The 12664-nt window shown below is 62.4% G+C and carries 15 protein-coding genes; 9 read left to right on the forward strand and 6 right to left on the reverse strand.

The genetic code is table 11. The features are described from left to right. Nucleotides 1-36 precede the first annotated feature (36 nt). The 3 genes from LW136_RS15750 to LW136_RS15760 are packed head-to-tail and all read left to right on the forward strand — an operon-like array spanning nucleotide 37 to nucleotide 3272. Nucleotides 37-1752: a proline--tRNA ligase gene (locus LW136_RS15750; RefSeq protein ID WP_044314468.1), complete on the forward strand. Its 1716-nt coding sequence runs from the start codon at nucleotides 37-39 to the stop codon at nucleotides 1750-1752. Between the two features lie 9 nt (nucleotides 1753-1761). Beyond that, on the forward strand, nucleotides 1762-2694 hold the full coding sequence (locus LW136_RS15755; protein WP_003299042.1) for a hypothetical protein: 933 nt from the start codon (nucleotides 1762-1764) through the stop codon (nucleotides 2692-2694). 5 nt (nucleotides 2695-2699) lie between these two features. Then, a complete protein-coding gene (locus LW136_RS15760) occupies nucleotides 2700-3272 on the forward strand; it encodes a lytic transglycosylase domain-containing protein (RefSeq protein WP_044314469.1) in 573 nt (190 codons plus the stop codon). 13 nt (nucleotides 3273-3285) lie between these two features. Here the strand turns inward: LW136_RS15760 and LW136_RS15765 are convergent, their stop codons facing one another. Next, the gene (locus LW136_RS15765; RefSeq protein WP_023446271.1) at nucleotides 3286-3744 is read right to left on the reverse strand and encodes a TlpA family protein disulfide reductase; all 459 of its coding nucleotides are present in this window, start codon (nucleotides 3742-3744) and stop codon (nucleotides 3286-3288) included. Nucleotides 3745-3969: 225 nt separating this feature from the next. Between LW136_RS15765 and LW136_RS15770 the strand changes: the two genes are divergently transcribed. Next, nucleotides 3970-4362 carry a hypothetical protein gene (locus LW136_RS15770; protein WP_003299046.1) on the forward strand — a complete coding sequence of 131 codons (393 nt, stop codon included), beginning with the start codon at nucleotides 3970-3972 and terminating at the stop codon, nucleotides 4360-4362. Nucleotide 4363: 1 nt separating this feature from the next. Here the strand turns inward: LW136_RS15770 and LW136_RS15775 are convergent, their stop codons facing one another. Together LW136_RS15775 and LW136_RS15780 are read right to left on the reverse strand one after the other, a co-directional pair. Continuing rightward, nucleotides 4364-4561, reverse strand: coding sequence for a hypothetical protein (locus tag LW136_RS15775; protein WP_014821052.1), 198 nt, complete (start codon nucleotides 4559-4561; stop codon nucleotides 4364-4366). Between the two features lie 138 nt (nucleotides 4562-4699). After that, nucleotides 4700-5932 (reverse strand): virulence factor BrkB family protein, encoded by a 1233-nt coding sequence (locus LW136_RS15780; protein WP_014821053.1) that lies wholly within the window; start codon nucleotides 5930-5932, stop codon nucleotides 4700-4702. A 165-nt stretch (nucleotides 5933-6097) separates the two neighbouring features. Here LW136_RS15780 and arsC point away from each other — a divergent pair, with 165 nt between their 5' ends. From arsC to LW136_RS15795, 3 genes are read left to right on the forward strand one after another with little or no spacing between them, the layout of a single operon-like run. Continuing rightward, on the forward strand, nucleotides 6098-6451 hold the full coding sequence (gene arsC, locus LW136_RS15785; protein WP_044314470.1) for an arsenate reductase (glutaredoxin): 354 nt from the start codon (nucleotides 6098-6100) through the stop codon (nucleotides 6449-6451). After that, nucleotides 6448-7053, forward strand: coding sequence for an NAD(P)H:quinone oxidoreductase (gene wrbA / locus LW136_RS15790; RefSeq protein ID WP_023446272.1), 606 nt, complete (start codon nucleotides 6448-6450; stop codon nucleotides 7051-7053). The genes arsC and wrbA overlap by 4 nt, the downstream gene beginning before the upstream one ends. Continuing rightward, nucleotides 7046-7456: a DUF2069 domain-containing protein gene (locus tag LW136_RS15795; RefSeq protein ID WP_042926446.1), complete on the forward strand. Its 411-nt coding sequence runs from the start codon at nucleotides 7046-7048 to the stop codon at nucleotides 7454-7456. The genes wrbA and LW136_RS15795 overlap by 8 nt, the downstream gene beginning before the upstream one ends. A 214-nt stretch (nucleotides 7457-7670) precedes the next feature. Here LW136_RS15795 and hda read toward each other — a convergent pair whose 3' ends face one another. Genes hda through LW136_RS15810 form a run of 3 tightly spaced genes read right to left on the reverse strand, consistent with a single transcriptional unit; the run spans nucleotide 7671 to nucleotide 10574 of the window. Further along, entirely contained in the window at nucleotides 7671-8375 is a 705-nt protein-coding gene (hda, locus tag LW136_RS15800) for a DnaA regulatory inactivator Hda (RefSeq protein WP_023446273.1), read from the reverse strand. Beyond that, the gene (locus LW136_RS15805; RefSeq protein ID WP_041014627.1) at nucleotides 8372-9463 is read right to left on the reverse strand and encodes an AI-2E family transporter; all 1092 of its coding nucleotides are present in this window, start codon (nucleotides 9461-9463) and stop codon (nucleotides 8372-8374) included. The genes hda and LW136_RS15805 overlap by 4 nt, the downstream gene beginning before the upstream one ends. Before the next feature lie 52 nt (nucleotides 9464-9515). After that, nucleotides 9516-10574 (reverse strand): DUF2066 domain-containing protein, encoded by a 1059-nt coding sequence (locus LW136_RS15810; protein WP_041014628.1) that lies wholly within the window; start codon nucleotides 10572-10574, stop codon nucleotides 9516-9518. 378 nt (nucleotides 10575-10952) lie between these two features. On the opposite strand from LW136_RS15810, the gene purM reads away from it, so the two are divergent. Together purM and purN are read left to right on the forward strand one after the other, a co-directional pair. Continuing rightward, entirely contained in the window at nucleotides 10953-12011 is a 1059-nt protein-coding gene (purM, locus tag LW136_RS15815) for a phosphoribosylformylglycinamidine cyclo-ligase (RefSeq protein ID WP_041014629.1), read from the forward strand. Beyond that, entirely contained in the window at nucleotides 12011-12658 is a 648-nt protein-coding gene (gene purN / locus LW136_RS15820) for a phosphoribosylglycinamide formyltransferase (protein WP_041014630.1), read from the forward strand. The genes purM and purN overlap by 1 nt, the downstream gene beginning before the upstream one ends. The last annotated feature ends 6 nt before the right edge of the window (nucleotides 12659-12664 follow it).

Consider the following 12664-nt stretch of genomic DNA (forward strand, 5'->3'; position numbering starts at 1 on the left):
AAATTCCAGCCTCTTCTGCAAGGACACAACGGCCACATGCGCACCAGTCAGTTCCTGCTCTCGACCCTCAAAGAAACCCCATCCGATGCAGTGGTCATCAGTCACCAACTGATGCTGCGTGCCGGGATGATTCGCAAGCTGGCGTCCGGTCTCTACACCTGGATGCCGATGGGGCTGCGTGCGCTGCGAAAGGCCGAGGCCATCGTTCGCGAGGAAATGAACAAGGCAGGCGCCCTGGAAGTACTGATGCCGGCCATTCAGCCAGCCGAGCTCTGGCAGGAGTCCGGCCGCTGGGAGCAGTACGGCCCGGAGCTGCTGCGTCTGAAGGACCGCCACGATCGCGAATTCTGTGTCGGCCCGACCCACGAAGAGGTCATCACCGACCTGGCACGCAACGAGCTTCACAGCTACAAGCAGCTGCCGATCAACTTCTATCAGATCCAGACCAAGTTCCGCGACGAAATCCGTCCGCGCTTCGGCCTCATGCGCGGCCGCGAGTTCCTGATGAAGGACGCCTACTCCTTCCACCTGTCCCAGGAATCGCTGCAGGAAACCTACGACCGCATGCACGAGGCGTACTGCAATGTTTTCACTCGCCTCGGGCTCGACTTCCGTCCGGTGCAAGCCGACACCGGCTCCATCGGCGGAACCGGCTCGCACGAGTTCCACGTACTGGCCGAGTCTGGCGAAGACGACATCGCGTTCAGCGACACCTCCGACTACGCCGCCAACATCGAGAAGGCCGAAGCCATTCCGCGCGAAACCGATCGTGCGGCACCAAGCGAAGAAATGCGCCTGGTAGACACACCGAATGCCAAGACGATCATCGAACTCGTCGAGCAGTTCGGCCTCGCCATCGAGAGAACGGTAAAAACGCTGGTCGTTCATGGCGTCGAAGAAGGCCAACTGATCGCCCTCATCGTACGCGGCGACCACGAACTCAACGAGATCAAGGCCGCCAACCTGAAGCAGGTTGCCAGCCCGCTGGTATTCGCCTCGGAAGCGGAAATCCGTACTGCCATTGGCGCGGGTCCCGGCTCGCTGGGCCCACTGAACCTGACGATTCCCTGTGTGATCGACCGTTCTGTCGCGCTGATGAGCGATTTTGGTGCCGGCGCCAACGTCGACGACAAGCACTACTTCGGCCTGAACTGGGAGCGGGACCTGCCGCTACCGCAGATCGCCGATCTGCGTAATGTGGTTGCCGGTGATCCGAGCCCGGACGGACAGGGGAATCTGGTAATCAAACGCGGTATCGAGGTCGGCCATATCTTCCAGCTGGGCACCAAGTACAGCGAGGCTATGAATTGCCGGGTGATGGGTGAGAACGGCAAACCGGCCACTCTGATCATGGGCTGCTACGGCATCGGCGTATCCCGCGTGGTTGCCGCGGCGATCGAGCAGAACTACGACGACCGCGGCATTCTCTGGCCAGACGCGCTCGCGCCTTTCCAGATCGCCCTGGTACCGATGAAGTACGAAAATGAAGCGGTTCGCGAGGCTACCGACCGACTCTACGCCGAACTCACGGCAGCAGGTTACGAAGTGCTGCTCGATGACCGTGACAAAAAGACCAGCCCCGGCGTCAAATTCGCCGACATGGAGCTGATCGGCATCCCGCACCGCATTGTCATCAGTGATCGCGGGCTGGCCGACGGCACCCTGGAGTACAAGCACCGCCGCGACGCGCAGCCTCAGCCAGTCGCGACTGCTGACATCCTGTCCTTCATCAACTTGCGTGCTCATCGCTGATCGGAAATCATGCTCAACCGACGTTTTGTCGTTTCAACCAGCGCCGCGCTTTGCGCGGCGTTGCTCCTTGGCGGCTGCGCCAATCACTTGCCGCAGCGCAGCGAGCACGAGGCGCGTGTCGAGCGCAAACTGCTCGACCACAGCCTGCGCATCGAACTCGGTGAACCCCAGGTGCTCGAACTGCCGCAGCGGCGTATCCGAGTGCAAGAGCAGATGACATTCGAAGTCACCGATTTCGAAGTAACCCGCCGTTACGATCGCTATACGCCTTACCAGCCCTGGCGAGAGCTGTACGAGATTCCGCTGGGCGTCGTCGCAGTGGTCGCCGGCGTAGGCGCAAACGTGCTCAACGTGGTGATGCTAGGCAACATGCCAGAGAGCGCGACTCGCGACTGGATCAGCTACGGCTTCGCCGGCATCAACCCGTTCATGAACGCCGAGTCCAATGGCCGCTCGCAGCAGAACCTGGCCAGCCTCGACGAGCAACGCCGGGATGCGCGGCTCGAGTACACCAGCCTGCCTTGGGCGGAGCGTCCGGTGCTCGTCAGCGCCGGTCCGCACACTCACGAGCTGTCGACCGATCGTCACGGCGTCTTGCGCCTGAATCTTCTCGACGGGCCGTTCGCTGATCAGGACGTCACGCAGATCGGCAAGTTGCAGCTGTCGGTTGAGGATGAACAGGATGGCACCCGGGCAGAGGCCACGCTGCTTGTAAGCCACAAGCTGCGCGGCAAGCTGCAAGAAGCTCACGACCTGATCTTCGATGACCTGGAAGGCGACGACGTCGCGCAATGGGTGCATCGCGTCCGGCGCCTGTCCGAACTTGGTCTGGAAGAAGAAGCCAGCGAACTGGAGCAGAGCCTGATAGAGCTGACGCGCAACGACCCCGAGCTGCAACAGCACTTTCTGCAAAGTCTGATCGAAGGCAGCAACGGAAACTGAAACCGATGAAGACGCCTGCTCTTCTTCTCGCATTGCTGCTGGTGAGCGCCCTGCCGGCAGCAGCCAATATCCGTCAAGCGCCCGAACCCGAACTCCGCGACCTCATGCAGAGGACAGTCGCTGAGGCGGACAGCTTTCAGGATCGCTTCGATGCAGAGGTCTGGCTGGTCGACATGTCCGGCCGACTCAAGCGCTACATCCCCGATGCCGAAGAGCGGCTGTCGCTGCTCCGACTGGTGCATCGCGAGGCGAGCAAGGCGGGCCTGAAGCCGGAACTGGTGCTGGCGCTGATCCATGCCGAAAGCCTATTCGACCGATTTGCAATCTCCAGCGTTGGCGCGCAGGGCATGATGCAGGTGATGCCATTCTGGAAAGCGGAACTGGGTCGACCACAAGACAACCTCACCGACAACGCCACCAATCTTCGCTATGGCTGCACCATCCTCAGCTATTACCTGAACAAGGAAAATGGCGACATCAACCGGGCGCTCGCGCGCTACAACGGCAGCCTCGGGCAGAATCGCTATCCGGTCAAGGTGATCGGCTTCTGGCAGGATTTCTGGTACGTCAAACCCTGAGTCACCAGGCGGGCTACTCGCCCTTCAGCCGCGCCAGATGCACAAGGATGCCCTCGGCAGTCTGTTCGCCAACCAGGCGCTCGCGCACCTTCCCCTGGTCGTCAACCAGATAGGTCACCGGCAGCACCTCGCTACGCGGCAATTGCAGACGCTCGGCGGGATCATCACTGAGCACACGGAAGTCGATACCCAGCGCCTTGGCGGCCTGAGCGAGCTCTTCGCCGCGCAACTCGTCGAAATTCACACCCAACACTGCCAGTCCCTGCTCGGTTTCGGCCAAGGCGTTCAGCTCCGGAATCTCGGTGCGGCAGGGACCGCACCATTCGGCCCAGTAATTGATCAGCAGCCACTGCCCCTGCAGCTGTGCCGCAGTCACTTCACGCCCGTGCTGGTCGATCCCCCAATCCTTTTCGCAGGCAGACAGGAACAGGCAGCTCAGCAGGAGCAGCAACGAGGCGATCGGTTTGGTCATGGTGCTCATTCCTTAACGTATACGGCCGAGGATACCGCTGCGTTGCAGTCAAGGCACGCCTGGGACGACCCGATCCTGACGCAGACCGTGGCGGCGCCAAGTAACCGTCGCGCTTTTCGCCGTTATGCGAGTCCGATCACGCGCGGCGGCGCTCAAGTGCACAGTTTTGTCGGACCTGCACTGCCTATAATTCCGCACCCACCACCGTATGCCAGTAGCGAAGCCATGTCCCAACTCCACGACAAACTGATCGGCACCGTACCCTCACGCATCGTCGAGCAAGCCGCCATCGCCCTCACTACCTATGACGGGCGCGTAGCTGAATTCAATGTCGCCAGCTGGTTGCAGCTGCAGGGACACGCAGGGCTCATGGTGTCTCTCGTCGCCAAATATCGCGATGGACAGCAGCAGCGAGAAGCGATCATTGATCACGGACGCACCGATGGCGCAGGCAAGATTCTGCTGTCCGGCGTCGCGCGGCTACCGGTCCGACACAAGATCGAGGAGCTGCAGATTCACCTGCGTCCTGCCGCCACGGTAGCTGCAATCACCGTCGAAGAGCTGTTCGCTCACCCGGTCGAGCCCGTAGCCGCCGAAATGAAAGCCGTCCAGGCCTGATTCAGCCGCTGACCTTTTTCGGCTCCAACTGCTTGCTTGCCAAAGCGGCGTGCGGCGCGTCGGTTGGAGCATCATCCCTGACGACCAGCGATTCCGGCCATTGCCTAAAGCGAAGACCGGTAAGGCGGTTCAATGCCTCGAGCGCCGCGTCTGGCGCCCTCTGGTGCAAATACAGAATGGTGCTGCGCTTGCCGTCCATTACGTCTTCCCCTCAACTACTCCGAGCCATAGCCAGAAGCGTGCCATCACCTCGAAAACGCCGTCATGGCCTGTACGTACGCATCTGATCGCTCGAACAACCTGCCACCGAGCGCAGCGCCTCCACGTAAACACTCCCTTACTGACGATTTTTGTCACCGCCCGATTGCAACCAGTCGGCCAGGCTGCCACTGAACAGGCTGGCCTGTTCCTGCTGCAGTAGCTCCAGTGACTGGCGCAAAGTCGGATACCAGGGTTCGTTCAGCTGCTCGGGCAACGTTACGCGCGCTGACAGTGGCCACGGGTTGCAGCGCAATAGTTTATCCAGACTGTAGTGATTCAGATCTCGACAAAGCACCCAGCCCCCGGAACCCGTCCGACAGACCAGCTGTTCCTGTTCGAAGAAGCCGAGTATGTCGTCCCACTCATCCTCGGGAAGGCGCAGGCCGGCCCTGTGCAGATCACGCAGGCGCAGCTCCCGCCCCTCCTGCTGACGCTGGTGCAGGTTGCGCAGCAGCATCAGCATGACCAGCAGGCGTGGCAGCGGCCGACGGCGCCATTGCTGCGACGACGACAGGCCGCAGACCAGCTCGGCGCCGAACAGCACGATCATCCAGGACAGATAGACCCATAACAGAAACAGCGGGACAGCCGCGAAAGCGCCGTAGATCAGCTGATAGCTCGGGAAATAGCTGACGTACAGGCCGAACAGTTGCTTGGCCGCCTCGAACAACACTGCGGTGAATACACCGCCCACCAACGCATGCCGTAACGGGACACGGGTATTGGGCACCGCGGCGTAGATCAGAGTGAAGGCCGCCACGCTGAGCAGCAATGGCATGACCTTGATCAGCGTGCCGACGCCAATGAGCGCGTACGGCCCCGAGATCAGCGAAAGCGAGGCGATGTAGGTACTGGTGGCAAACCCTGCGCCGAGCAGCAGCGGCCCGAGGCTGAGAATCGCCCAATACAGCAGAAAACTGGACACCCCCCGTCGTGGCTGTCGTACGCGCCAAATGGTATTGAAGGCCTTCTCGATGGTCAGCAGCATCATCAACGCGGTAGCCATGAGAAACCCGACCCCGAACCAGGTGAGTTGCCGCGCCTGGCTGGTGAACGCGAGCAGATATTCCTGGATGGTCGCGCCGGTGGACGGGATGAAATTGTTGAATATGTAGAACTGGATCTGCTCGCCAACACCTTTGAAAGCGGGAATCGCCGACAGCATGGCGAACGTGACGGTCATCATCGGCACCACGGCGAACAGGGTGGTGTAGGTCAAGGCCGCCGCGCTATGCGGACCTTGATCGGACAAAAAGCGCCGAACCAGGAAGCGACCGAACTCGAGGGCATTGTCGATGCGCTGATGCATCCCTTCTCCTTGTTACAGCTGCCTGGAGCCGTTGGCTCGACAGTGCTCATCGTCAAAAGACCCGGACAGACCGACAGCCCGCCCGGATCACACGCGCTGCACATTTCGGCGAGCGCCACGTTGGGGGTTAGAATGGCCACCTCATCCGGCGAGACGCAACCACAAATGACCGAACTCACGCTGTATCACAACCCTCGCTGCTCCAAATCGCGCGGTGCCCTGGAGCTGCTTGAAGCCCGCGGTCTGACGCCCGAAATCGTGCGCTACCTGGAAACGCCCCCCACCGCAGCCCAACTCTGTGCTCTGCTGGACAAGCTGGGGCTCACCGCCCGGCAACTGCTGCGTACAGGCGAAGAAGAGTACAAAAGCCTCGACCTGGCCAATCCTAAACTCAGCGAAGCAGAACTGATCGACGCCATGATCGAGCACCCTCGCCTGATCGAACGCCCGATCCTGGTCGCGGGCAATAAGGCGATCATCGGCCGCCCGCCGGAAAAAGTGCTGGAGATCTTGCCGTGAGCACGCCCTACATTCTGGTGCTGTACTACAGCCGCCACGGCGCTACAGCCGAAATGGCCAGACAAATTGCTCGCGGCGTGGAAATGGCCGGGTTGGAAGCGCGTCTGCGCACCGTACCTGCCGTGTCCACCGAGTGCGAAGCGGTCGCGCCCACCATTCCCGACGCCGGTGCACTGTATGCGACCCTCGAAGACCTGAAGAATTGCGCCGGCCTTGCGCTAGGTAGCCCCACTCGCTTCGGCAATATGGCGGCCCCCCTGAAATACTTCCTCGACGGCACCAGCGGCCTGTGGCTGACCGGCGAGTTGGTCGGCAAGCCAGCCGGCGTGTTCACCTCAACCTCCAGCTTGCACGGCGGACAGGAAAGCACGCTGCTGTCGATGCTGCTGCCGCTGCTGCACCACGGAATGCTGGTGCTCGGCCTGCCTTACAGCGAGAACGGGCTGCTGGAAACCCGCGGTGGTGGCACGCCTTACGGCCCTAGTCACCATGCCGGTGCGGACGGCAAGCGTTTGCTCGACGAACATGAAATCGCCCTCTGTCGCGCCCTCGGACAGCGCCTGGCACACACGGCACAGCGGCTGGAGATGTCCCTTGGCTAAGAAGCGTAAACCGCTGCCATCACTGGAGTGGCTGACCCCGCGGGTCAAATCCAGCCGAGCGATAAGCCTTGCCAGCTTCATCGGCCTCGCAGTGCTACTGGTCGTCTGGAACCTGGCCTTTGCCGACTTGCACGGAGCCAGAACCTGGGTTGTCGTCAGCATCCAGCTCATTCCACTATTGCTGGTTGCACCAGGGATGATCGCTGGCAGCCCGAGGGCGCACGCCTGGCTCTGCTTTATCGTCAACCTGTACTTCATTCAGGGCGTGCTCGCGGCGATCGACCCGGCGCGGATGATCTACGGCCTGCTGGAGGCCGGACTGAGCCTGACATTGTTCGTCGCGGCGCTGCTCTACACCCGCTGGAGCTATCAGTACGAACGCAAGGCCGCGGGCGAGGCGTGAGGGCAGCTGATCACGGCGAAAACTGCTTCAATGTTTTCGCCGACGTCGCCTAGTGGCCTGTGCGGTGAGTTGGTTGAGGCAAGTTCGGATGAGCGTGGCTGCGAGACAAGACGCTGCGACGAGCCATAGCGGGGCTATGGTAAGGAACAGCAACGCAGTATCGGGGCCATGGGCGCCGAAATTGACCAGCGGAACTTACCAAGCAGGCCACAAGCTACCAGCCGAGCGTTTCCTTGAGGAAAGGGATGGTCAGTTTGCGTTGCGCCTGCAGCGAGGCCTGATCCAGCTGATCGAGCAACTCGAACAGCGCGTTCATGCTGCGTGAGCCACGGGTCAGGATGAAGCGACCAACGTCATCCGGCAGATTCAGCCCACGACGCGAGGCTCGCAGCTGCAGGGCGCGTAGCTTGTCCTCGTCGGACAGCTGTTGCAGCTGGAAAACCAGCGCCAGACTCAAACGAGATTTGAGGTCGGGCAGCGCGATCGACAACTCGCGCGGCGAGGCGTCCGCCGCCAGCAATAACCGTCGGCCGGCGTCACGCAGGCGGTTGAACAGATGGAACAACGCCTCCTCCCATACCGCGTCCCCGGCCACCGCATCGAGATCGTCCAGGCAGACCAGCTCGCTCTGCTCGAGGTTGTCGAGCAAGGCCGGACCATATTCGGCCACTTCCGCCAACGGCAGATAGACAGCCAACTCTCCGCGCTCCTCCACCCGCAGGCAGGCAGCTTGCAGCAGATGACTACGACCGACACCGGCCTGCCCCCAGAGATAGATCAACTCATCGGACCAGCCCGCAGCAGGCGAACACAGCCGCTCGACATAGCCGAGTGCGGCTGCATTGGCGCCAGGGTAGAAGTTGGCGAAGGTGGCGTCGTCGCGCAGACGGACGCCCAGGGGGAGCTGGATGGGTTTCATGGCTGGCTGGGTGGTTCGGCCGGTGCACCGGCGGGCTCGGCGTAAAGGTCCGAGAGTTTATAGAGATCGTGCACGTGGCGCAGCAGAACCATGATCACCGCCGCCACCGGCAGTGCCAGCAGCACACCGGTAAAACCGAACAGCTGACCACCGGCGAGCACCGCAAAAATCACCGCCACCGGATGCAACCCAATGCGGTCGCCGACCAGTAACGGCGTCAGCAGCATCCCCTCGAGCATCTGCCCTACCGTGAATACCGCCGCCACGCCCAGCAGGGGATAAGGTGCCAGCCCAAACTGAAAGAGCACAGCGACCACCGCCGCGCCGATGCCGACGACGAAGCCCATATAGGGCACGATACTGGCGAGGCCGGCAAGAACGCCTATCAACAGCCCCAGTTCGAGCCCGACCAGCATGAGGCCGGACGCATAGATGATTGCCAATGCCAGCATGACCAGCAACTGGCCGCGGAGGAATGCGCCGATCACCTCATGGCACTCGCTCATCAGACGCACCACCATGCCCTCACCGCGGCGCGGCAGCAGGCTGCGCAGCTTGAGCATGATCAAATCCCAGTCACGCATCAGATAAAAGCTCACCACCGGTATGAGCAGCAGGTTGCCAATCCATGCCAGCAGGGCCAGCCCCGACGCGGTGGCTCGGCTCAACACCATGCCGAGGACGTCGGTGGTGCTGCCCAGGTGTTCAGCGAATGCGGCCTTCAGCTGATCGAGACGCCAGAAGTTGTCTTCCAGCCCGAACTGCGCCTGCACCCAGGGCAACGCCTGATGCTGCAACCAGTCCAGCGCCAGCGGCGCCAGCTGGTAGAGCTTCACCAGCTGCTTGCCGAGCATAGGCAGCAACACCAGCAACATCAGCAACATCAGCAGACTGAACAGGGCGAATACGACGATCACCCCCCAGGTACGCGACAGCCCCCAGCGCTCCAGGCGATCGACCAGCGGATCTCCGAGATAGGCCAGCAGGATGCCGATGAGAAAAGGGGTGAGGATCGGCGTCAGCAGATATACCAGCCAGGCGCACAAGAGCACGCCTGCCAGCCAGAGCCAGCGGTTCGAATCGTTCATGGTCACTCTATGCCTTCCGTGCAGGACAGTCGCCGATATAGGAATTGCGTCATCACCAGCGGTAACGCATCACCGTGCCGCTCTCGGGCGACGCAGGCGCATTGTCGGGCTCGCCAACCACACCGCCCTCATCCATCGGCTGCCGTGCATCCAGTGGCGCCTCGTCTTCGGCGACTTCCTGCAAACGCGCCAGCGCCAGCTGAGCGCGCAACTGCTCCGGACTGGCGTTGACGCGATAGACCAGGCGATCACTTTCCACCCGCAGCAGGTTGCCACCAAAGGGTTCGAGCAAGCGATCCAGCTCCGCGAATCTCGCGACATCGGCCCCCAGGATCTCCAGGGTGATGTCCGACGCGGCGCCTGGCGCAACCACATAGCGTGGTGCCAGGTACTCACTGACGGACAGCATTACCGCATCCGCCAGTCCCTCGAGGGTTTCCGCCTCAGCCTTGCCGTCGCGCTGCTCGTCGTCGAGCCAGACGTTCCACTGCGCCTGCCAGCGGGAATCGGCTTCTCGCGCATGGACCGCCAGCAGTACGTCGGCATCGTAGCGCTCGGACGCCTCGCCCAGCGTCTCCCGGCTGTTCGCGCCGAATGCGTCCGGCGTCGCCAGCAGCTGTTCGGACAGATCCGCCAGCGGCAGGCGCAACGGCAGGCCACGGTGCTGCGCGGCGGCACGCACTGGCGCAGCGCTGCGCTGATCGTCGCCAAGCAACTGGGTGCCCTCGACCCGCTCGTTCAGCCACCAGACCAGAAGCGTCGGCCGGTTCGCACCCCACAGCGACAAGCCGGCACTACGCAGGCTGCGCTCCGTGGTGCCTGGATCGAAGTCGACGACGATATGGTCATGCTCGTAACCATACTTGCTGATCAGTTGCTGCGGGTCCTTGCGCAGCTCAGCGACGGCCTCGCGCTTGCTTGCCTGCGCATCGCCGGTCAGGCGCAACAGCAAGGTATCGAAAGCCCGCTGCAACGCAGCTGCGCGCTCCTCGCTCTGCTCGCCGGAAACAGGCTCACGCACCTGATACAGACCCTTGAGCTGTTCGGCCTGACCGGGCAATGACGCCCCCAGCGCAAGGCACAGAATGAGTAAGCGGTAGACAAGGCGCATGATTGATTCTCGCAGGCCGCCGGACCCCGGGGCAGGAAGTAGAGGAAACAGGACGCTACACCTTAAACAGCCGGCCCAGAGCCGGCAACCGCCTACCTCACAGATGCCCGACTCAAAATGCGCCCCCCGCGCCATCGCAGCTGCCGGGATGGCCGCTGCGCGGCAAGCCTGATAAAATCGCGCGCTTTCCGCAGACCGGTTCCGGCGCTTGTACGAGCCCGGCATTCAGTACCCAGGCAAACGCGACGCAGGTGGATTCAGCCCCGGCGTCAACCGGCCACTCTGGTGACAACACCAGTCGCCGGAAACGGTTAGCCCTGGCGTGGATGCAGCACCCGACCGGTCGACACCCGCACTCCTTTCACAGGTCCGGATTCTATGAGCAAGCAACCCTCCCTCAGCTACAAGGACGCTGGCGTCGATATCGATGCAGGCGAAGCGCTGGTCGAACGCATCAAAGGCGTGGCCAAGCGCACCGCACGACCTGAGGTAATGGGCGGCCTGGGCGGCTTCGGCGCCCTGTGCGAAATCCCGGCAGGCTACAAGCAGCCGGTGCTGGTCTCCGGGACCGACGGCGTAGGCACCAAGCTGCGCCTGGCACTGAACCTGAACAAGCACGACAGCATCGGCCAGGATCTGGTCGCCATGTGCGTCAACGACCTGGTGGTCTGTGGCGCCGAGCCGCTGTTCTTCCTCGACTACTACGCCACCGGCAAGCTCAACGTCGACGTGGCCGCCACCGTGGTGACCGGCATCGGCGCCGGCTGCGAACTGGCCGGCTGTTCGCTGGTAGGCGGCGAAACCGCCGAGATGCCTGGCATGTACGAGGGTGAAGACTACGACCTGGCCGGCTTCTGCGTCGGCGTAGTGGAAAAGAGCGAGATCATCGACGGCTCGAAAGTCGCAGCGGGCGACGCGCTGATCGCCCTGCCCTCCTCGGGCCCGCACTCCAACGGCTACTCACTGATTCGCAAGATCCTCGAAGTGTCCGCCACCGACATCGAGAACACCCAGCTGGACGGCAAGCCGCTGGCCGACCTGCTGATGGCGCCGACGCGCATCTACGTCAAGCCGCTGCTCAAGCTGATCAAGGACACCGGTGCGGTCAAGGCCATGGCCCACATCACCGGCGGCGGCCTGCTCGACAACATCCCACGGGTATTGCCTGACAACGCCCAGGCGATCATCGACGTCGCCAGCTGGCAGCGCCCGGCAGTGTTCGACTTCCTGCAGGAAAAAGGCAACGTCGACGAACACGAAATGCACCGCGTGCTCAACTGTGGCGTCGGCATGGTCATCTGCGTCGCCCAGGATCAGGTTGAGCCGGCCCTGGCCAATCTGCGCGCATCCGGCGAATCGCCCTGGGTGATCGGTACGATCACCACCGCGGCGCAAGATGCCGAACGAGTCCAGCTGAACAACCTGAAACAGCACTGATGACCGCAAGCTGCAATGTGGTGGTGCTGATTTCAGGGTCCGGCAGCAATCTGCAGGCGCTGATCGACAGCCAGGCCGAAGACAATCCGGCGCGTATCCGCGCCGTGATTTCCAACCGGGCCGATGCATTCGGCCTGACGCGGGCGCAAGACGCCGACATCCCCACAGCAGTGCTCGATCACAAGGCCTTCGATGGCCGTGATTCGTTCGACGCCGCACTGATGGAAGTAATCGACGAACATGCGCCGGATCTGGTGATCCTCGCCGGGTTCATGCGCATTCTCACGCCAGGCTTCGTCCGCCACTACCAGGGCCGCCTGCTGAACATCCATCCTTCGCTACTGCCCAAGTACAAGGGCCTCGATACCCATCGAAGAGCGCTGGAAGCAGGCGACAGCGAACACGGCTGCAGCGTGCATTTTGTCACCAAGGAGCTGGACGGCGGCCCGGTGGCCATCCAGGCGGCGCTGGCGGTGGAGCCTGGTGAAAACATCGAGCAGCTGACGCGGCGCGTGCATTCGGCCGAGCACCAGATCTACCCGCTGGCCATGCGCTGGTTCGCCGAAGGGCGCTTGCGCCTCGCCGAACAAGGCGCGATGCTGGACGACGTCAACCTGCCGGCCTCCGGCTATCAGATCAGAATCTAGGAGATA

This window comes from Stutzerimonas kunmingensis (genome assembly GCF_021432085.1).
GTDB lineage: Bacteria > Pseudomonadota > Gammaproteobacteria > Pseudomonadales > Pseudomonadaceae > Stutzerimonas.